A 20,414-nucleotide genomic window follows, 5' to 3' on the forward strand; every position below is an offset into this window, starting at 1 on the left:
AGATTGCGTATTACTTGGGGTAAAAGATTCTGCTTAAAGAAATAAATATCAAAAATTTATAGTAGCTTCTTACGCTAGTTTAGAAATATAGAGCAGTTTTAGAACAATAGGCGAGAAAGTTTGTTACACGAGTGAGTAAATGCTCTGAATTTTGACTTACTCTATAAATTGTCCTTCGGTTGAAACCCGATAGGTAAAATTTAAATACAAAAAAGCCGCCTAAATTAGGCGGCTTTTCAATCCGTTACTTGGGAAACCTTATTCGTTTCCACCTAGTAAATCAGCGTTCAGTGCATCAGTCAGTGCTTGAGTTGCTTCTTCAGCGCTTACCGTTTGCTCTTCAACAGCCATCTCAGCTTGCTTACGACGGTTGATGCGATCTTGGTGATACGCAAAACCTGTACCCGCTGGGATCAGACGACCTACAATTACGTTTTCTTTCAGACCACGTAGCTCATCGCTCTTACCATTTACAGCAGCTTCCGTAAGAACACGTGTTGTTTCTTGGAACGATGCTGCTGAGATGAACGACTCAGTCGCAAGTGAAGCTTTAGTAATACCCATCAGCTGAATTTCATACTTCGCTGGGATCTTACCTTGCTTTTCAAGTTCACGGTTCGCGATGTTTACGCGTGCCACTTCAACTTGTTCACCAGCTAGGAACTCAGTGTCACCACCGTCTAGGATGATACACTTACGTAGCATCTGACGAATGATAGTTTCAATGTGCTTGTCGTTAATCTTTACACCCTGTAGACGATATACTTCTTGTACTTCGTTTACGATGTAGTTAGATACATCAGTCACACCACGTAGACGCAAGATATCGTGTGGAGACTCAGGACCATCGGCAATAACTTCACCTTTAGAAACCTGCTCACCTTCAAACACGTTAAGCTGACGCCATTTCGGGATCATCTCTTCGTATGCATCACCCTGCTCTGGTGTGATCACAAGACGCTTCTTACCTTTAGTCTCTTTACCGAAGCTGATAGTACCTGTGATCTCAGCAAGAATTGCTGGATCTTTTGGCTTACGCGCTTCAAATAGGTCCGCTACGCGCGGTAGACCACCGGTGATGTCACGTGTCTTCGAGCCTTCTTGAGGGATACGTGCTAGTACCTTACCAGGTGCCGCCGTTGTACCGTCAGAAATTTCGATAGTGGTGAACGATGGTAAGCGAATTTCTTGTAAGCCACGCTCTTCGTTTTCTACGATTAGCTTAGGCTCTTTCGCGTTAACCTTAGACAAGTCTTTAACAACCACACGGGTTAGACCTGTTAGTTCATCCGTCTGAGCTTCAGTGTTGCTGTCATCGATGTCAGAGAAGCTGATCTTAGACTCGTGCTCGATGATGATTGGGTGACTGTGTGGGTCCCAAGTTGCAACAATGTCATTACCTTTAACTTCCGCACCATCTTGAACCGTTAATACCGCACCGTAAGGTACTTTATAACGCTCTTTCTCACGACCGTGCTCATCAATGATAGTAATTTCTGTTGAACGAGAAGTAATAACGATCTTGCCATCTGTGTTCAATACGTATTTCGCATTGTGCAGTTTCAAGCTACCGTTAGTCTTAACCTGTACGCTGTTCTCAGCAGATGCTCTTGATGCCGCACCACCGATGTGGAACGTACGCATCGTAAGCTGTGTACCTGGCTCACCGATTGACTGTGCCGCGATAACACCTACAGATTCACCTGCATTGATCAAGTGACCACGTGCTAGGTCACGACCGTAACACTTAGCACATACACCGAAGTCGTTATCACAGGTGATAACTGAACGTACACGTACTTCGTCCACTGAGTGCTCTTCTAACAGGTCACACAGTTTTTCATCAAGCATGATGTTACGCTCAACCAATACTTCGTTAGTACCTGGTTTAACCACATCTTCTGCAACTACACGACCTAGTACACGCTCACGTAGTGGCTCAACAACGTCACCACCTTCGATCAGCGGCTTCATAGTTAGACCGTCTAAAGTGCCACAATCGTCATCATTGATAACTAAGTCTTGTGCCACGTCTACTAGACGACGTGTTAAGTAACCCGAGTTCGCTGTCTTAAGTGCCGTATCGGCAAGACCCTTACGCGCACCGTGGGTTGAGATAAAGTACTGTAGTACGTTTAGACCTTCACGGAAGTTCGCCGTGATTGGCGTCTCGATGATTGAACCATCTGGACGTGCCATTAGACCACGCATACCAGCTAGCTGACGGATCTGAGCGGCACTACCACGAGCACCAGAGTCGGCCATCATAAACACTGAGTTAAATGACGGTTGCTCTTCTTCTTCACCTTGCGCGTTGATAACAGTGTCTTTTGACAAGTTCGCCATCATCTCACGTGATAAGTTTTCGTTAACACGTGACCAGATATCGATAACTTTGTTGTATTTCTCACCCGCAGTTACAAGACCTGATTGGAACTGTTGGTTAATTTCATTTACTTCTGCTTCTGCATTTTCAATGATTTCGGCTTTGATTGGTGGGATAACCATATCATTAATACCGATAGAAACACCTGACTTCATCGCGTAGTGGAAACCGGTGTACATTACTTGGTCGGCAAATACCACAGTATCTTTCAGACCTAGACGACGGTAACACTCGTTTAGAAGACCAGAAATCTGCTTCTTACCTAGCGCTTTGTTAATAAGCTCAAACGGTAAGCCCTCTGGTAAAACAAGAGATAGAATCGCACGACCAACGGTTGTATCGATGATTTCTGTTACATCGGTACGTTCGCCAGTTACTTCGTCAATGCGCGCTTCTGTAATACGTACTTTTACGCGAGCGTGAAGCTCTGCTGTGCCAGTACGGTATGCTTTTTCAGCTTCTTTTGGATCTTTAAATACAATGCCTTCGCCCTTGGCGTTGATGCGATCACGCGTCATGTAATAAAGACCAAGTACAACGTCCTGTGAAGGTACGATGATTGGCTCACCGTTCGCTGGAGATAGGATGTTGTTAGTCGACATCATCAGCGCACGGGCTTCAAGCTGTGCTTCAATTGTTAACGGTACGTGTACCGCCATTTGGTCACCGTCGAAGTCAGCGTTATACGCCGCACACACTAGTGGGTGTAGGTGAATCGCTTTACCTTCGATAAGTACCGGTTCAAATGCTTGGATACCAAGACGGTGAAGTGTCGGTGCACGGTTCAGAAGAACTGGGTGCTCACGAATTACTTCATCTAGTACGTCCCAAACCTCTGGTACTTCACGCTCAACCATCTTCTTCGCAGCTTTGATGGTTGTCGCCATACCACGGCGCTCTAGCTTACCGTAGATAAATGGCTTGAATAGCTCAAGTGCCATCTTCTTAGGAAGACCACACTGGTGAAGCTTAAGTGTAGGACCAACAGTGATTACAGAACGGCCTGAGTAGTCAACACGCTTACCAAGAAGGTTTTGACGGAAACGACCTTGCTTACCTTTGATCATGTCTGCAAGCGACTTAAGTGGACGCTTGTTAGAACCTGTGATCGCACGGCCACGACGACCGTTATCAAGTAGCGCATCTACCGCTTCTTGTAACATACGTTTTTCGTTACGTACGATGATGTCTGGTGCAGCTAAATCTAAAAGACGCTTCAAACGGTTGTTACGGTTGATAACACGACGATATAGGTCGTTCAAATCAGATGTCGCAAAACGACCGCCATCTAGTGGTACTAGAGGACGTAAATCTGGTGGAAGAACCGGAAGCACGCTCATGATCATCCACTCAGGGTTATTACCTGATTGGTGGAATGATTCCATAAGCTTAAGACGCTTAGTGATTTTTTTACGCTTAGTCTCAGAGTTGATTGTTGGTAACTCTTCACGCATTTCTGCGATTAATTGACCAAGGTCTAGTTCGCGTAGCAAATCAAGTACAGCTTCTGCACCCATTTTCGCTTCGAATTCATCACCGTGCTCTTCAAGTGCATCTAGGTACTCTTCTTCACCTAATAACTGGCCACGCTCAAGCGTCGTCATACCAGGCTCAGTTACCACGAATGATTCAAAGTAAAGTACACGTTCAATATCACGCAATGTCATATCAAGCATTAAGCCGATACGCGACGGTAATGATTTTAAGAACCAGATATGCGCCACAGGGCTTGCAAGTTCAATGTGACCCATACGGTCACGACGCACTTTAGTTAACGTTACTTCAACGCCACATTTTTCACAGATCACACCACGGTGTTTTAAGCGCTTATATTTACCACATAAACACTCATAATCTTTCACTGGGCCGAAAATACGGGCACAGAATAAGCCGTCACGCTCAGGCTTGAAAGTACGGTAGTTGATTGTCTCAGGTTTCTTTACCTCACCGTAAGACCATGAACGCACCATGTCTGGTGAAGCAAGACCAATGCGAATTGCATCAAATTCTTCGGTCTTATTTTGTTGCTTCAGAAACTTAAGTAAGTCTTTCACCTTAGCTCTCCTGTCGGAGGTTAATCTTGAGGGCAAGCAAAGCTCACCCCTTCATTCTTTCAGTCCGGCTACCCACTGGGAGGGTAACTGCCGCAGCTCAGGCTGCGGCGGTCGGATTAATTTTCTTCCAACTCGATGTTGATACCCAGTGAGCGGATTTCTTTGAGCAGTACGTTGAATGACTCAGGCATACCCGGTTCCATCTTGTGGTTACCGTCAACGATGTTCTTATACATCTTAGTACGACCATTTACGTCATCCGACTTAACTGTCAACATTTCCTGTAGTGTATAGGCAGCACCGTATGCTTCTAATGCCCATACCTCCATCTCACCGAAACGCTGTCCACCGAACTGTGCTTTACCACCCAGCGGCTGCTGAGTAACTAAGCTGTAAGAACCTGTTGAACGCGCGTGCATCTTGTCATCAACCAAGTGGTTAAGTTTCAACATGTACATGTAACCAACAGTTACTTGACGTTCAAACGCATCACCAGTACGGCCATCGTAAAGTGTTACCTGACCGCTTGATGGATAACCACCTAGCTCAAGTAGCTCTTTGATTTCGCTTTCTTTAGCGCCGTCAAATGCTGGCGTTGCAATTGGTAAACCGCCTTTTAGGTTTTCAGCTAAGCGACGAACTTCATCATCAGAGAAGCTATCAATATCAACTTTCTGACGACAGTCACCCACTTCATACGCCTTCTTAATGAAGTCACGTAATTCAGCAAGTTCACGCTGTTCTTTCATCATCTCTTCGATGCGCTCACCGATACCGCGTGCCGCTAGACCCATGTGAGTTTCAAGGATCTGACCGATGTTCATACGCGATGGTACACCTAGTGGGTTCAATACGATGTCTACGGTACGACCTTTTTCATCGTATGGCATGTCTTCAACTGGCACGATTGTAGAGATTACACCCTTGTTACCGTGACGACCCGCCATCTTATCACCAGGCTGGATACGACGTTTAACCGCTAGGTAAACTTTAACGATCTTCAATACACCCGGTGCTAAGTCATCACCTTGAGTGATCTTGCGACGTTTGTTTTCGAACTTCTTATCGTATTCAGCTTTAAGCTCATCGTACTGTGCAGCTAATTGCTCAAGCTCTGATTGCTGCTGTTCATCTGCAAGGCTTTGCGTAAGCAACTTGTCAGCTGAAAGGCCATCGATACGGCTTTCATCGAAACCAGCTTTAACAAGTAGATTACGTGCACGAGTTAACACACCACCTTCAAGGATCTTGAACTCTTCGTTGAAGTCTTTCTTCGCTTCACGAAGCTGCATGTCTTCAACTTCAAGGGCACGTTTATCTTTTTCAACACCGTCACGGGTGAATACTTGTACGTCGATAACCGTACCAGTTACAGAGTTTGGAACACGTAGTGAGCTGTCTTTAACATCTGACGCTTTTTCACCAAAGATAGCACGTAGTAGCTTCTCTTCAGGAGTCAGTTGCGTTTCACCTTTAGGCGTTACTTTACCGACTAGGATATCGCCGCCTTTTACTTCAGCACCGATATAAACAACACCTGATTCATCAAGCTTGCCAAGCGCAGACTCACCCACATTTGGAATATCCGCAGTGATCTCTTCTGGACCTAACTTAGTATCACGCGCAATACACTGTAGCTCTTGAATATGGATAGTCGTTAGACGATCTTCTTCAACTACGCGCTCAGATAGCAAGATCGAGTCTTCGAAGTTGTAACCATTCCAAGGCATGAATGCCACACGTAAGTTTTGACCCAGTGCTAAGTCACCTAAATCTGTAGATGGACCATCAGCAAGTACATCACCACGTACTACCGGCTCACCAACCATACAAGTTGGCTTTTGGTTGATACAGGTGTTTTGATTTGAACGCGTGTACTTAGTTAGGTTGTAAATGTCGATACCCGCTTCACCTGGAATACGCTCGTCTTCATTTACGTTAACTACGATACGGCTTGCATCGGCATACTTAACCACACCGCCACGTTTAGCAACGATGGTTACACCTGAGTCTTTTGCAAGCGTCAGCTCAATACCAGTACCTACTAGCGGCTTATCTGCTTTCAACGTCGGAACTGCCTGACGTTGCATGTTCGATCCCATCAATGCACGGTTCGCATCATCGTGCTCAAGGAATGGGATAAGCGCCGCTGCCACCGAGATAACCTGCTGTGGAGATACGTCCATATATTGAATGTCAGAACGACCCATGAATGTCGATTCACCTTTGTGACGACATGGGATCTGCTCATCAATAAATTCATTGTTTTCGTCTAAGTTTGAGTTTGCCTGTGCAATTACAAACTGACCTTCTTCGATAGCTGATAGGTAATCAACTTCGTCTGTTACTACACCGTCCGCAACTTTACGGTATGGCGTTTCTAAGAAACCATAGTCGTTAGTACGCGCATACGTAGATAATGAGTTGATCAGACCGATGTTTGGACCTTCAGGCGTTTCGATTGGACATACGCGACCATAGTGCGTTACGTGTACGTCACGTACTTCGAAGCCTGCACGCTCACGTGTCAAACCACCCGGACCTAACGCAGAAATACGACGTTTGTGCGTTACTTCAGATAGCGGGTTGTTTTGGTCCATGAACTGAGACAGCTGTGAAGAGCCAAAGAACTCTTTTACTGCCGCTGAAATAGGCTTAGCGTTGATTAAATCTTGCGGCATTACTGCATCAAGATCACCAAGGCTTAGGCGTTCACGTACTGCACGTTCAACACGTACTAAACCAACACGGAACTGGTTTTCTGCCATTTCACCAACAGAACGAATACGACGGTTACCTAAGTGGTCGATATCGTCAACTTCGCCTTTACCGTTACGGATGTCGATCAATACGCGCATAACCGAAACGATGTCTTCTTTGCTTAATGTGCCTGGGCCTGTATCCGTGTCATAACCTACACGGCTGTTGAACTTCATACGACCAACAGTTGACAAGTCATAACGCTCTTCAGAGAAGAACAAGTTGTCAAATAGCGCTTCTGCCGCTTCTTTTGTTGGTGGCTCACCTGGGCGCATCATACGGTAGATTTCTACCAATGCTTCTAAACGGTTGCTTGTCGAGTCGATACGTACTGTATCTGACATGTAGGCACCACTATCAACGTCGTTGATATAAAGTGTTGCGATGCGAGTGTGACCAGCTTTTACCAGCTCAGCCATTAGCTCAAGCGATAACTCATCGTTAGCAGTGGCAATCACTTCGCCAGTTGACTCGTCGATGTAGTCCTTCGCAACAACACGACCAATGATATATTCGTGCGGTACTTCTAATTGACTAATTTCTTTCTTTTCTAGTGTTTTGATGTGGCGCGCGGTAATACGACGACCAGATTCAATCACTACTTCGCCGTCAGCATCTTTAACATCAAATGCAGCTGTTTCACCGCGTAGACGTGATGGTACAAGCTCCATTAACACTTTACCGTTAGCGACTTCGAACATTGTTGTTTCGAAGAACAAGCCTAAGATCTCTTCTGTAGAGAACTCAAGTGCACGTAAAATGATTGATGCAGGTAGTTTACGACGGCGGTCAATACGAACGTAAAGATTATCTTTTACGTCGAATTCAAAGTCTAACCATGAACCACGGTAAGGAATAACGCGAGCGTTATACAGCACTTTACCAGACGAGTGCGACTTACCACGGTCGTTATCAAAGAATACACCAGGTGAACGGTGTAGCTGAGAAACGATAACACGCTCTGTTCCATTGATAACAAAAGTACCGGTGTCAGTCATGAGCGGAATTTCGCCCATGTATACTTCTTGCTCTTTAATGTCTTTAACTGTGCCTGGTGCATCTTTATCCATTAACACAAGACGTAATTTAACGCGAAGTGGAGCAGAATAAGTCACACCGCGAATTTGACATTCTTTTACATCGAATACTGGCTCACCAATACGATAACTTACGTATTGTAGCTCAGAATTTCCCGAGTAGCTTTTGATCGGAAACACAGAACGGAAAGCAGCTTCCAAACCGTGGTCGCCATCAGCGTCCGGATTCAAGAATTTTTTGAACGATTCCAACTGCGTCGACAGTAAGAAAGGTATGTCCAAAACTTGTGGACGTTTACCAAAATCCTTACGGATACGTTTCTTTTCAGAATAAGAGTAAGCCATGGGGTTCCTCAGCTTGCTGATCTTTGACCCAACCTGTTCTTGTAAGAACAGACTTAACTGGCATTCAAGCCATGATAACAACATCTAATTGTTGTACTAAATGCCATTGCTATTATCAAAAACATGTAAGTTATTGAAAATACCATTGAAATTTAGAATTTTATTGCGCGATAGAAAGCCATCTCGCTATAGCGCAAAAGGGCCGGTGATTAAATAATCACCAGCCCTTGCCTGATTTTTCAGGCAGCGAACCTAGCGTAAGCTAGATTACTTGATCTCAACTTCAGCACCAGCTTCTTCAAGATCTTTCTTAAGTGCTTCAGCTTCTTCTTTAGAAACAGCTTCTTTGATTGGAGCTGGAGCTGACTCAACAAGAGCCTTAGCTTCTTTAAGGCCTAGACCTGTAGCGCCACGTACCGCTTTGATTGCAGCAACTTTGTTACCGCCAGCAGCAGCTAGGATTACGTCGAACTCAGTCTTTTCTTCAGCAGCTTCAGCAGGACCCGCAGCAACAACAGCAGCAGCTGCAGTTACACCGAATTTTTCTTCCATTGCTTCTACTAGTTCAACAACTTCCATTACTGACATTTCAGCAATAGCGTCAAGGATTTGGTCTTTAGTTACAGACATTTCAAATTTCCTAATTATTTACGAACCCATGTGGTTCAAAAAAATTTATTAAAGAAAGGAGCGGGCTTAAATTAAGCAGCTTGCTCAGCTTTCTGTACACGTACCGCTTCAATTGTTTTACACAATTTGCCAGCAGACGCTTCTTTCATAGCGCTCATTAAGCGTGCAACAGCTTCGTCGTAAGTAGGTAGCTTAGCAAGCATATCTACGTCTACAACTTTACCTTCGAATGCAGCTGTCTTAAGCTCGAATGCTTCGTTCTTTTTCGCGAAATCTGAGAAGATACGCGCAGCAGCACCTGGGTGCTCTGAAGAGAAAGCGATAAGGCTTGGACCAACTAGTGATTCGTTAAGGCATTCGTAATCAGTGCCTTCAACAGCACGTTTAGCTAGCGTGTTACGAACAACTTTCATCCATACACCAGCTTCACGAGCTTCTTTACGAAGAGCAGTGATTGCACTTACTGTTACACCACGAGAATCAGCAACAACTGCTGAAAGAGCACCTTTGGCAGCTTCGTTGACTTCAGCAACAATTGCTTTTTTGTCTTGAAGATTTAAAGCCATGGGTGTTACTCCTGGTTTATAGAAAAACAAAGATTTGTTTTTCAGTTCTACTCTACCCTGCTAAAAATTTAGCAGAGATGCTTTTTACGGCGAGAGCCAGAAGATTAGGAAAAATCTAGCTGGGATTCACACCGTCTACGTAGGACGATTAAGGCCAAGGCCCCCTACGGTCTTGGACGGAAGCGCAATTTATCGCGTTACTAAAAAGTGTTGCGAAATTATGCGCTTCAACCCGAATTCTTTGTTTGTTGAATATATTCAAATGAATTTATCAACAAAATGGCGCAAGATTATAGTTCAAAAATTACGCCATGTAAATGCTAAACTCTAATAAATTATACTTGCGTATTTAGAGTAGCTTGGTCAACAGCAACACCTGCGCCCATAGTTGTTGAGATGCTTACTTTCTTCAAGTAAGTACCTTTTGCTTGAGAAGGCTTAGCTTTCTTAAGCGCAACAAGTAGAGATTCAAGGTTTTGTTGTAACTGTTCAGCAGAGAAATCCACTTTACCGATAGTAGTGTGGATAATACCGTTTTTATCGTTACGGTAGCGAACCTGACCAGCTTTAGCATTTTTAACTGCTTCTGCAACGTTAGGTGTTACAGTACCAGTTTTAGGGTTTGGCATTAAACCACGTGGACCTAGGATTTGACCTAGTTGACCTACAACGCGCATTGCATCTGGAGAAGCAACAACAACGTCAAAGTTCATTTCGCCTTTTTTAACTAGTTCAGCAAGGTCTTCCATACCAACTAAATCAGCACCAGCTTCTTTAGCAGCATCAGCGTTAGCGCCTTGAGTGAACACAGCTACGCGAACGTCACGACCAGTACCGTGTGGTAGTACAGTTGCACCACGTACGTTTTGGTCTGATTTACGTGCATCGATACCAAGGTTAACAGCAACGTCAACACTTTCAACGAATTTAGCTGTTGCTAATTCTTTAAGTAATGCAACTGCTTCATTGATTTCGTAATCTTTAGTAGCATCCACTTTTTCGCGGATAGTACGCATACGTTTAGTAAGTTTAGCCATTTCTATTAACCCTCTACGTTCAAGCCCATTGCACGTGCAGAACCTGCAATCGTGCGAACCGCAGCATCCATATCAGCTGCTGTTAAATCTGGACGTTTAGTCTCAACGATCTCTTCAAGTTGAGCACGTGTAACAGTACCCACTTTCTCAGTGTTAGGACGGCCAGAACCAGACTTGATGCCTGCAGCCTTCTTAAGAAGGTAAGATGCAGGTGGAGTCTTCATGTCGAACGTGAAAGAACGATCACTGTATACAGAAATTACTACAGGAACCGGTGCGCCTTTCTCAATAGACTCTGTACGTGCGTTGAACGCTTTACAGAATTCCATGATGTTAACACCGTGTTGACCTAGTGCAGGACCTACTGGAGGACTTGGATTAGCCATACCAGCAGCAACTTGTAGCTTGATTAGAGCTTCAACTTTTTTAGCCATGATAATACCTCATTAGGTGGGTCTTAGCCTTGTGCGCGCGAGGACGCGTACTCAAACGGCTTCCCAATTAAAAAAAACTTTTTGATATTATTAAGATTTAGTGTCTTAACATACAAAAAGGCCGCTGATTATAAGTTAACCAGCGACCTTTTTCAATAGCCAGCGAAGGAAAGATTATTTATCTTTTTCCACTTGGCCGAATTCTAGATCAACAGGTGTTGAACGACCGAAGATAAGTACAGATACTTTCAGACGACTCTTCTCGTAATCAACCTCTTCCACCACACCGTTAAAGTCTGCAAATGGACCATCGGTAACACGAACCACTTCACCTGGCTCAAACAATGTTGCAGGTTTCGGTGCTTCAGCATTTTCTTGCAGACGATTTAGAATACGGTCTGCTTCTTTTTTGCTGATAGGTGCCGGTCTATCTGACGTACCACCAACAAAGCCCATTACACGTGGCGTACTGTTGACTAAGTGCCACGACGCATCGTTCATAACCATTTCAACAAGCACATAACCTGGGAAGAATTTACGCTCAGACTTACGCTTTTGGCCTGCACGCATTTCAACAACTTCTTCTGTCGGTACTAGCACTTCGCCAAAATACTCTTCCAAACCTTCAATTTTAATATGCTCAATGATGGTTTGTGCTACGCGCTTTTCAAAACCTGAAAACGCCTGAATTACGTACCAACGTAATTTCTTTTCTTTGTTCTCATCCGACATGGGATCAGATCTCCAATCCAGTTAAAAAGCCAACAACTCGGAATAAAATGCCGTCCAATCCCCAAAGGATCAACGCCATTACTACTGTCGCAGCCATTACGATAAATGTAGTATGAGTCGTTTCTTGACGCGTAGGCCAAACAACTTTACGTACTTCAATGCGAGACTCTTTTGCAAAAGCAATAAAAGTACGCCCTTTCTCAGTAGTAACTGCAACACCCAAACCTGCAGCTACCGCCGCAACCACACCTACCGCACGTACCAATACAGACATATCTGCATAAAGATAGTTGCCAACTACCGCACCCATTAGTAGCGTGATTGCAATTAGCCATTTTACCATGTCCATCGAGCTTGACGGGTTTTCAACATTAGTGCTCATAATCAATTTTACCTTAAATACAGACACAACAACCCTGCATATAACAGGGTAAATCCATTAAATCCAAATGTACAAATAAGCGCTCATGACTGAAAACACATTATTTTAGATTTGGACTCATGTTATGAATTGGCAGGGGCGGCAGGACTCGAACCCGCAACCATCGGTTTTGGAGACCGCTGTTCTACCAATTGGAACTACGCCCCTGCAAAGTGGATGCCCATTATACTTACGAACAATTTGAAAACAAGAGTAAAAGATGTGCAAACACAAATATTCCATTCAACCACGGTTCATACAACTGTTTAGATGGGTTTGCCAGTGACAAAATCAAGTATCTAATCGGATTAAATCGGGGTTATAAAAGTCTGTCAGCAACCAGATCTGTTCAAAAGCATGGTTGCTTGGGTAATCCAAGTGGCCAACAACAGCAACAAAATCACAATGGTGCCACAATGTGCTCGCATTACGTATCAGTAACCAAGTACGCTCAGAATGATAACGCTTGTAGGCTTTTTGTTTTAATAAGCGGCCCAATGCAAATCGTAACCGCTGCTCTGTAGGGGCCTGAGCCATAGCGGCTAACTCGCGTTGAGTTTCAAGGGATAATGGCCTACCAAGGACTGCCATCGCTTCTTTTTCGCTGCCATAAAGATGTGCAACTTCAATATCTAGGCGCTCACCATCTTGGTAACAGCTGATATCTGGCATATTTGGCTCGTTGTGCCAAATATGCCGCATTGGGGTACCATATTGTTGTTCATAACAACGTAGAAACAGCTTAGCTGCGTCATGTTCCAACTTTAGCTTTTCTAAATCACTTTCCCGAAGTAGAGATTGTTTCATGTATATCCGCTAATAAGCTTGAGGCACCAAAACGGAAATGCTCCGCATTTACCCACTGGACACCCATAATTTCTTCGGCTAGACGTAGATATTCAGCGGCCTGTGCGACTGTTTTAACACCACCGGCGGCTTTAAAGCTTACATCCTTACCTGAGCGCTTTATACACTCAAGTATAGTGCGTGTTGCATCTAATGTGGCATTTACACTCACTTTTCCTGTACTGGTTTTAATAAAATCAGCCCCAGCGAGCATCGCGACTTCACAGGCTTGATTGATCAACGCCTCTGTTTCTAACACTCCACTCTCTATGATAACTTTTAGCTTTGCCCTATCTTTACATATCGTTTTGCTGGAGTTGACATATTGCCAAGGTGTATCTGGATCGCCCGCGATAAGTTGCTGATAAGGCAATACTAAGTCGATTTCGTCTGCGCCGTCTGCCAGCGCTTGCTCAGTTTGTGCCAGCACCGCCTTGAGTGGTTGTTTACCATCAGCGAAGTTTGTCACCGTTGCCACTTTCACTTCCAGCAAGTTACGCTTAGCGAGTAAACGCTTGGCCAACGCCACGAATTGCGGGTAAACGCATAGCGCAGCAGGTACACCAAATTCGGGATTGATACTTTCAATTAGTGCAGCAATAGCATGTTCGTCATCGCTATCATTCAATGAGGTTAAGTCCATTAAACTTAATGCCATTGTCGCATCTTCATGCAATGCCATAATTCGATTCCAGTGAGTTCAACATTTCTAGCTTAGTAAAAAGCATCCTCAGCAAACACCACAGGACATATGTCCGCAAAAACTAAGCCCTTTAACAATGTCATGCTGAATAACTCATAACCAAACACTATAAGCAGTCTGACACAGAAAGAATTAACGTGCAAAGTGTTGTAAATAAAGGCTTAAGCCATTTTCAAAGGTTGCATATAACTTGTAGTTATATAAACTAGGTTTTAATTATTTTTTACTCTGTTGGGAGCACTATATTCTGCTTCCGTATTCACCACTTTGAGCGCATCGTGGTTATGTTATTTATATGCTTGTGGAGCAGACTGTGCAGTATTTACCTATATTCACCAAACTTGATAATAAGCCGGTACTCGTCGTCGGTGGCGGTGATGTAGCACTCAGGAAGTGCCGTGCGTTGGTAAAGGCACGTGCTGAAGTCACTTTGGTTGCGCCCAACTTCTGTGACGAGCTTCACGAACACGCAGCTCAAGGTGAAGTCACACTTGTAAGCGAGCATTTCGATGCAACCCATTTAGATGGAAAAATGCTCGTCATCGCAGCCACAGACAACGACTCAGTGAACAATACGGTCTTTGAACTCGCAAATGCGCGCAATATCTTCGTCAATGTTGTGGATGATCAGCCTAAGTGCACCTTCATTTTCCCTTCTATTGTAGATAGAAATCCTATAACCATTGCTATTTCCAGTGCAGGTACGGCTCCGGTACTCGCTCGCCGATTAAGAGAAAAGTTAGAGACCTTGATCCCACAGCATATTGGTCCTTTGGCTAGACTCGTTGGTGATTTTCGTGCCCAAGTTAAAAAACGATATAAACATTTTGCTGACAGACGTCAATTTTGGGAGCGTGTCTTCGACTCAAGCGTGGTCAGTAAAGTGCAAACAGGAAATACCGAAGCTGCCGTCGAGCAACTACATGGTATGCTTAATGCAGCACCAACTCCTGAGGGTGAAGTCTACGTTGTTGGTGCAGGTCCAGGTGATCCCGAATTGCTTACTTTAAAAGCACTACAACTGATGCAGCAGGCTGATGTTGTGGTTTACGACTATCTAGTTTCTGACGAAATTATGGAGTTAGTTCGCCGAGATGCTGATTTAATCTGTGTAGGTAAACGCCTTGGTAACCATAGTGTTAAGCAAGAGGATACTAACCAGATGCTGGTTGATTTGGCTAAGCAAGGCAAAAAAGTGTGTCGTATAAAGGGCGGCGATCCATTTATATACGGCCGCGGAGGCGAAGAGGTGCAGGTATTGGCAGAAAACCGAGTGAAGTACCAGATAGTGCCTGGCATAACCGCAGCGGCGGGTTGTAGTGCCTATGCCGGTATTCCATTGACGCACCGAGATCATGCTCAAGCAATTCAATTTGTTACCGGTCATTGTAAGAAGGACGGACAAGAGCTAGATTGGTCATCACTTGCGAAGCCTAATCAGACTTTAGCGATTTATATGGGTGTTATTAAATCCCCTCATATTCAGGCACAACTGCTCAAATATGGTCGAGATGGTAAAACACCCGTTGCAATTATTGAAAATGGTACCCGCAAAGAACAAAGGGTAGTAAGAATGCAATTGAACCAATTAGCTGCTGAAATAGAAGCGCATAAAATTGTATCGCCAGCGTTACTTATTATTGGCGAAGTTGCCGCTTTACATGAGCAACTTGCTTGGTTTGGCAAAACAGCACAAGTAAGCAGCTTCGCTCAGCCACTTACCGGTGTGGCATAAAAACAATTTATTTTATATTTAATTTTTGATGTAGGACGACGACCATGGCTTTAACACACCTTCAGCAACTTGAAGCTGAGAGTATAAAGATTATTCGCGAAGTCGCCGCGGAGTTTGAAAACCCAGTCATGCTTTACTCTATTGGTAAAGACTCTTCGGTACTTCTTCACTTAGCTCGAAAAGCTTTCTTTCCTGCTAAGATCCCATTTCCACTATTGCATGTTGATACTGACTGGAAATTTCGCGAGATGATTGAGTTTCGTGACCGTATCGCCAAAGAATATGGTTTTGATCTGTTGGTACACAAGAACCCGGAAGGCATTGCTATGGGCATTGGGCCTTTTACCCATGGTTCTGCAAAGCATACCGACGTTATGAAAACACAGGGCCTAAAACAAGCCCTCGACAAATATGGGTTTGATGCTGCATTTGGCGGTGCTCGTCGAGACGAAGAGAAATCTCGTGCAAAAGAGCGTGTTTACTCATTCCGTGATAAGCATCACCGCTGGGATCCTAAGAACCAACGACCAGAGTTATGGAATACTTATAACAGCCAAGTAAATCCAGGTGAAAGTATTCGTGTTTTCCCATTGTCTAACTGGACTGAGCTGGATATCTGGCAATATATCTATCAAGAAAATATTGAAATGGTTCCTCTGTACCTCGCCAAAGAAAGGCCTGTGGTAGAGCGCGACGGTACATTGATCATGGTTGATGATGATCGTATGCCACTTGAAGAGGGCGAAGTGCCACAAATGAAATCGGTGCGTTTTCGTACCTTGGGCTGCTACCCGCTAACAGGCGCGGTGGAGTCGACGGCCAGTACATTAACTGAGATTATCGAAGAAATGTTGTTATCAACATCATCAGAGCGAGAAGGTCGTGTCATTGATCATGATTCTGCAGGCTCAATGGAGAAGAAAAAACGTGAGGGGTACTTCTAATGTCGACTGCCAATGAAGTAAAAGAATTAGGTATTGAAGCTTATCTTGCTCGCCAGCAAGACAAGAGCCTGCTACGTATGATGACTTGCGGCAGTGTAGATGATGGAAAGTCAACGTTGATTGGCCGCTTACTGCACGATAGCCACCAAATTTATGAAGATCAGCTTGCTGCGCTACACAAAGACAATGAAAAAGTTGGTAATGCCGGTGAAGAGCTAGACTTAGCATTACTTGTGGATGGCCTGCAAGCAGAGCGTGAGCAAGGGATCACCATTGATGTAGCTTATCGATATTTTTCAACAGCTAAGCGTAAATTCATTATCGCAGACACGCCTGGACATGAACAATATACTCGTAATATGGTAACGGGTGCATCTACCAGTGACTTGGCTATTATCCTAGTTGATGCTCGCTATGGTGTTCAGATCCAAACCAAACGCCACAGCTTTATCTGTGATTCACTTGGTATTAAACAATTTGTGGTCGCTGTAAACAAAATGGACATCTGTAACTTTGATGAAGCCGTTTTTAACCGTATCAAAGAACAGTATCTTGAGTTTGCAAAGCAGCTAAATGTTACGGACATAAAGTTCGTGCCAATGTCTGCGCTCAAAGGTGACAACGTGGTAACACGCTCACAACATACGCCTTATTATAAAGATAAACCATTGTTAGAGCTGCTAGAAGATTCTCCAGCTGCACTGGCAAATACAGACTTTGAAGCACGTTTCCCTGTGCAATATGTTGTACGTCCAAACCTAGATTTCCGTGGCTTTCAGGGCACGCTCACATCAGGCTCGTTAGAAGTTGGCCAAGCGGTGAAGATACTTCCTTCAGGTAAACGTTCTAGCATCAAAGAACTGGTGACTTTCGATGGTAACTTAGAGCGAGCTCAAACAGGTCAAGCGTTTACTATCACACTGAATGACGAAGTTGACGTAAGCCGCGGCGATGTAATTGTACCGGCTGAGTCTGACGCTGAGGTGACCAACTTAGTTCAAGCAAAGCTAGTTTGGATGCATGAATCACCCTTGGTGATTGGTAAAAGCTATAACTTCAAACTGGGCAGCAAAAATACCTCTGCCATCGTGAAGTACATCGATCACACAATCGATGTAAATACGTTGGAAAAAGGCCAAGCAGACACCTTACAATTGAACGAAATTGCCATCGTGACGCTTGAACTAACAGAAAGTATTTTGGCCGATGTTTATCGTAACAACCGCGAAACAGGCGCATTTATCTTAATCGACCGCCTAAGTAACTTGACGGTTGGCGCTGGCATGGTTGAAAACCTGTTAGCGGCACAAAATGCATCACATTCACAGTTTAGTGAGTTTGAAATTGAACTTAATGCTTTGGTACGCAAGCACTTCCCACACTGGCAAGCGCTTGACATCAGTAAACTTAAGTAATGACCTAACACCTGTTAATAGGAGCATCTCTCAGTGCATGAGCAAATCATTTTAACAGGTATCATGTTAGTACTAGTCGGTTGCCTTTTCGGCAGCCGACTGAATCCTGCATGGCTATTTGTTGGGGCCATAAGTATCAGCTACCTGTCAGGCTTAATTGAGCTTGAGGAAATGCTTGTTAACTACGCAAACCCCTCTTTAATAACCCTTATCTTGCTGATTTTGGTATCCATTGCGATAGAAAAAACCACATTGGTACAAACCTTGGCGCGATCGCTGGCAAAAGGTAGTTTGTCTTGTTCAGTAATGAAGTTGGGCTTATCGACAGCTTTTTTATCTTCGTTTACCAACAATACGGCCGTTGTGGCATCACTCATCTCTGCAATAAAAGATAGCCCAACCCACTCTCCTTCAAAGCTATTATTGCCATTGTCTTATACAGCAATTCTGGGAGGGACATTAACCTTAATCGGCACTTCCACCAATCTCATCGTCAATGGCTTTGCCGTCGACGCGGGCATGGCGCCATTAGGCTTTTTTGACTTTACCTTAGTTGGGTTAGGTGCATTGTTAGCAGGCTTGCTAACGATTATGGTGCTACTAAAATATCTTCCCGATAATGGCAAAAACGATCAAGAAGTAGTGCCATTTTATCTCGAAGGTAAAGTGCAACCAGGTTCAAAGTTGATTGGTCGCACCGTTGAAGAAAATGGCCTACGCGACCTGAAAGACTTATTCCTCGCAGAGATTATTCATGGCGATCGCCGTATTATTGCGGTAACACCACAACAGGTAATTCAACAAGGTGATGTTTTACTATTTGTTGGAGATATCAAGTCAGTGCCACTTCTAGCACAATTTGACGGCCTAAAAATCGTTCATGACAAGCATGAAAAAGATGTAGAGCATTTGGTCGAAGTGGTGATGAGCCAATCATCTAAGTTTATCGGAAAGACTGTTAAAGAAATTCGTTTTCGCGAGCAATTTCACGCAGCCGTAATTGCAATTCGCCGTGGTCATGACCGCCTGCAAGGTGGCCTAGGTCAGGTTCGATTACAAGCTGGTGACTCTCTTATTCTTGCCCCTGGCAGTCAGTTTTATGAACTACCCGATCTTAAACGCGAGTTTGTTTATATTTCGGGGTTGGACTTACAAACTCATCTGCAATCGAAGCAATCCAATTTTGTACTCGGTGCGTTTACCGCCGTACTAGCACTGAGCATATTCGATATAGTCCCGCTTGTTAAAGGCCTAATGGTACTTTTAGTCGGCCTTATGTTAATGGGCACCATTAAAATAAATGAATTGAAACGACGCTTTCCACTTGAACTGGTTGCTATCGTCGGCAGTGCTATTGGACTTGCAAAGCTAATGATCAATACTGGCTTGGCCGGCCAAATCTCCAGTGCTTTGTTCTTCTTGCTAGGTGACTTTGGTCCTTATGGCGCCTTCATCGCCATATTCGTAATGACCGTGGTATTTACCGAGTTGATCACCAACAATGCAGCCGCAGCCCTCTCTTTCCCTGTTGCGTATGCCTTAGCAGTTGGCTTTGGTGTCAACCCGTTACCTTTTGTTATGGCAGTGGCTTTTGGTGCATCAGCAAGTTTTATCTCGCCCTTTGGCTATCAAACCAACCTAATGGTGTACAGCGCAGGCAACTATCGGATCAAAGACTATGTCACGATGGGGTTACCCCTCTCCCTTATTTATTCGGTGACCGTTTTAACCTTAATACCTTTAGTGTTCCCATTTTAATAGGTAGTAATATGGATGAAAATATAGTTTGGCATAACTATGCCGTTGATAAAGCCCAACGTAGTGAACATAAGCGTCATAAGCCCTGCGTGCTTTGGTTCACAGGTTACTCTGGCTCTGGTAAAAGTACCGTTGCAGGTGCACTAGAAAGTGCGCTACATCAGCAAGGTGTACATACCTATCTGCTAGATGGAGATAATGTACGTCATGGCCTATGCAAAGATTTGGGGTTCAGTGATGCTGACCGCGTGGAAAACATTCGCCGTGTAGGTGAGCTGAGCAAATTGATGGCTGATGCTGGTTTGGTGGTATTAACAGCCTTTATTTCCCCGTTTCGTGCAGAACGTGATATGGTACGTGAGCTATTAGCAGACGGTGAGTTTATTGAAGTCTTTTTGGATACACCTTTAGATGTGTGTGAACAACGAGATCCCAAGGGACTGTACAAAAAAGCTAGAGCTGGGGAGATAAAACACTTTACTGGGATAGATTCTGATTATCAGGTGCCTAGTAACCCTGAAGTGCGTTTAGATACCAGTAAAAACACCTTGCAGCAATCCGTCGAACAGTTAGTAGAGTATCTAAAAACTAGAAACATCATAGGATAAGTT

At 44.2% G+C, this 20,414-nt stretch carries 15 protein-coding genes and 1 tRNA gene; 5 read left to right on the top strand and 11 right to left on the bottom strand.

Annotation, left to right across the window (positions count from 1 at the left end; translation table 11 throughout):
* Positions 1-258: 258 nt before the first annotated feature.
* The 11 genes from rpoC to deoC form a co-directional block, all read right to left on the bottom strand.
* Positions 259-4,440, bottom strand: a complete 4,182-nt coding sequence (gene rpoC, locus L1070_RS12835) for a DNA-directed RNA polymerase subunit beta' (RefSeq protein WP_070982796.1) — start codon at positions 4,438-4,440, stop codon at positions 259-261.
* Between the two features lie 116 nt (positions 4,441-4,556).
* Complete coding sequence (gene rpoB / locus L1070_RS12840) at positions 4,557-8,582, bottom strand: DNA-directed RNA polymerase subunit beta (RefSeq protein WP_237125828.1); 4,026 nt, start codon at positions 8,580-8,582, stop codon at positions 4,557-4,559.
* 267 nt (positions 8,583-8,849) lie between these two features.
* On the bottom strand, positions 8,850-9,212 hold the full coding sequence (gene rplL / locus L1070_RS12845; RefSeq protein WP_058028511.1) for a 50S ribosomal protein L7/L12: 363 nt from the start codon (positions 9,210-9,212) through the stop codon (positions 8,850-8,852).
* Between the two features lie 71 nt (positions 9,213-9,283).
* On the bottom strand, positions 9,284-9,778 hold the full coding sequence (gene rplJ, locus L1070_RS12850) for a 50S ribosomal protein L10 (RefSeq protein ID WP_237125829.1): 495 nt from the start codon (positions 9,776-9,778) through the stop codon (positions 9,284-9,286).
* Between the two features lie 335 nt (positions 9,779-10,113).
* Complete coding sequence (rplA, locus tag L1070_RS12855) at positions 10,114-10,815, bottom strand: 50S ribosomal protein L1 (protein ID WP_070982800.1); 702 nt, start codon at positions 10,813-10,815, stop codon at positions 10,114-10,116.
* A gap of 5 nt (positions 10,816-10,820) precedes the next feature.
* Complete coding sequence (rplK, locus tag L1070_RS12860; protein ID WP_237125830.1) at positions 10,821-11,249, bottom strand: 50S ribosomal protein L11; 429 nt, start codon at positions 11,247-11,249, stop codon at positions 10,821-10,823.
* Between the two features lie 174 nt (positions 11,250-11,423).
* A complete protein-coding gene (nusG, locus tag L1070_RS12865; RefSeq protein ID WP_070982802.1) occupies positions 11,424-11,981 on the bottom strand; it encodes a transcription termination/antitermination protein NusG in 558 nt (185 codons plus the stop codon).
* Positions 11,982-11,985: 4 nt separating this feature from the next.
* A complete protein-coding gene (secE, locus tag L1070_RS12870; RefSeq protein ID WP_070982803.1) occupies positions 11,986-12,363 on the bottom strand; it encodes a preprotein translocase subunit SecE in 378 nt (125 codons plus the stop codon).
* 130 nt (positions 12,364-12,493) lie between these two features.
* Positions 12,494-12,570 (bottom strand) — tRNA-Trp (locus L1070_RS12875).
* Between the two features lie 123 nt (positions 12,571-12,693).
* Positions 12,694-13,209, bottom strand: a complete 516-nt coding sequence (locus L1070_RS12880; RefSeq protein WP_070982804.1) for a hypothetical protein — start codon at positions 13,207-13,209, stop codon at positions 12,694-12,696.
* The gene (gene deoC, locus L1070_RS12885; RefSeq protein WP_237125831.1) at positions 13,181-13,930 is read right to left on the bottom strand and encodes a deoxyribose-phosphate aldolase; all 750 of its coding nucleotides are present in this window, start codon (positions 13,928-13,930) and stop codon (positions 13,181-13,183) included. The genes L1070_RS12880 and deoC overlap by 29 nt, the downstream gene beginning before the upstream one ends.
* Positions 13,931-14,264: 334 nt before the next feature.
* Between deoC and cysG the strand changes: the two genes are divergently transcribed.
* The 5 genes from cysG to cysC are packed head-to-tail and all read left to right on the top strand — an operon-like array spanning position 14,265 to position 20,411.
* Positions 14,265-15,686: a siroheme synthase CysG gene (gene cysG / locus L1070_RS12890; protein WP_237125832.1), complete on the top strand. Its 1,422-nt coding sequence runs from the start codon at positions 14,265-14,267 to the stop codon at positions 15,684-15,686.
* A 44-nt stretch (positions 15,687-15,730) separates the two neighbouring features.
* Positions 15,731-16,630: a sulfate adenylyltransferase subunit CysD gene (cysD, locus tag L1070_RS12895; RefSeq protein WP_070982806.1), complete on the top strand. Its 900-nt coding sequence runs from the start codon at positions 15,731-15,733 to the stop codon at positions 16,628-16,630.
* Positions 16,630-18,045, top strand: coding sequence for a sulfate adenylyltransferase subunit CysN (cysN, locus tag L1070_RS12900; protein ID WP_070982807.1), 1,416 nt, complete (start codon positions 16,630-16,632; stop codon positions 18,043-18,045). The genes cysD and cysN overlap by 1 nt, the downstream gene beginning before the upstream one ends.
* Positions 18,046-18,078: 33 nt before the next feature.
* Positions 18,079-19,803 carry an SLC13 family permease gene (locus tag L1070_RS12905; protein WP_237125833.1) on the top strand — a complete coding sequence of 575 codons (1,725 nt, stop codon included), beginning with the start codon at positions 18,079-18,081 and terminating at the stop codon, positions 19,801-19,803.
* Positions 19,804-19,814: 11 nt separating this feature from the next.
* Positions 19,815-20,411, top strand: coding sequence for an adenylyl-sulfate kinase (gene cysC, locus L1070_RS12910; protein ID WP_070982809.1), 597 nt, complete (start codon positions 19,815-19,817; stop codon positions 20,409-20,411).
* Positions 20,412-20,414 lie beyond the last annotated feature (3 nt).

The sequence above is a fragment of the Pseudoalteromonas sp. MMG022 genome, from assembly GCF_021654245.1.
GTDB lineage: Bacteria > Pseudomonadota > Gammaproteobacteria > Enterobacterales > Alteromonadaceae > Pseudoalteromonas > Pseudoalteromonas amylolytica.

What these genes read in the sequence shown, in the direction of transcription:
- nusG (WP_070982802.1), bottom strand. Translation starts at nt 11,981, where the DNA reads ATGTCGGATGAGAACAAAGAAAAGAAATTACGTTGGTACGTAATTCAG.
- cysC (WP_070982809.1), top strand. Translation starts at nt 19,815, where the DNA reads ATGGATGAAAATATAGTTTGGCATAACTATGCCGTTGATAAAGCCCAA.
- secE (WP_070982803.1), bottom strand. Translation starts at nt 12,363, where the DNA reads ATGAGCACTAATGTTGAAAACCCGTCAAGCTCGATGGACATGGTAAAA.
- deoC (WP_237125831.1), bottom strand. Translation starts at nt 13,930, where the DNA reads ATGGCATTGCATGAAGATGCGACAATGGCATTAAGTTTAATGGACTTA.
- rplJ (WP_237125829.1), bottom strand. Translation starts at nt 9,778, where the DNA reads ATGGCTTTAAATCTTCAAGACAAAAAAGCAATTGTTGCTGAAGTCAAC.
- cysD (WP_070982806.1), top strand. Translation starts at nt 15,731, where the DNA reads ATGGCTTTAACACACCTTCAGCAACTTGAAGCTGAGAGTATAAAGATT.
- rplA (WP_070982800.1), bottom strand. Translation starts at nt 10,815, where the DNA reads ATGGCTAAACTTACTAAACGTATGCGTACTATCCGCGAAAAAGTGGAT.
- L1070_RS12880 (WP_070982804.1), bottom strand. Translation starts at nt 13,209, where the DNA reads ATGAAACAATCTCTACTTCGGGAAAGTGATTTAGAAAAGCTAAAGTTG.
- rpoB (WP_237125828.1), bottom strand. Translation starts at nt 8,582, where the DNA reads ATGGCTTACTCTTATTCTGAAAAGAAACGTATCCGTAAGGATTTTGGT.
- rplL (WP_058028511.1), bottom strand. Translation starts at nt 9,212, where the DNA reads ATGTCTGTAACTAAAGACCAAATCCTTGACGCTATTGCTGAAATGTCA.
- cysN (WP_070982807.1), top strand. Translation starts at nt 16,630, where the DNA reads ATGTCGACTGCCAATGAAGTAAAAGAATTAGGTATTGAAGCTTATCTT.
- rplK (WP_237125830.1), bottom strand. Translation starts at nt 11,249, where the DNA reads ATGGCTAAAAAAGTTGAAGCTCTAATCAAGCTACAAGTTGCTGCTGGT.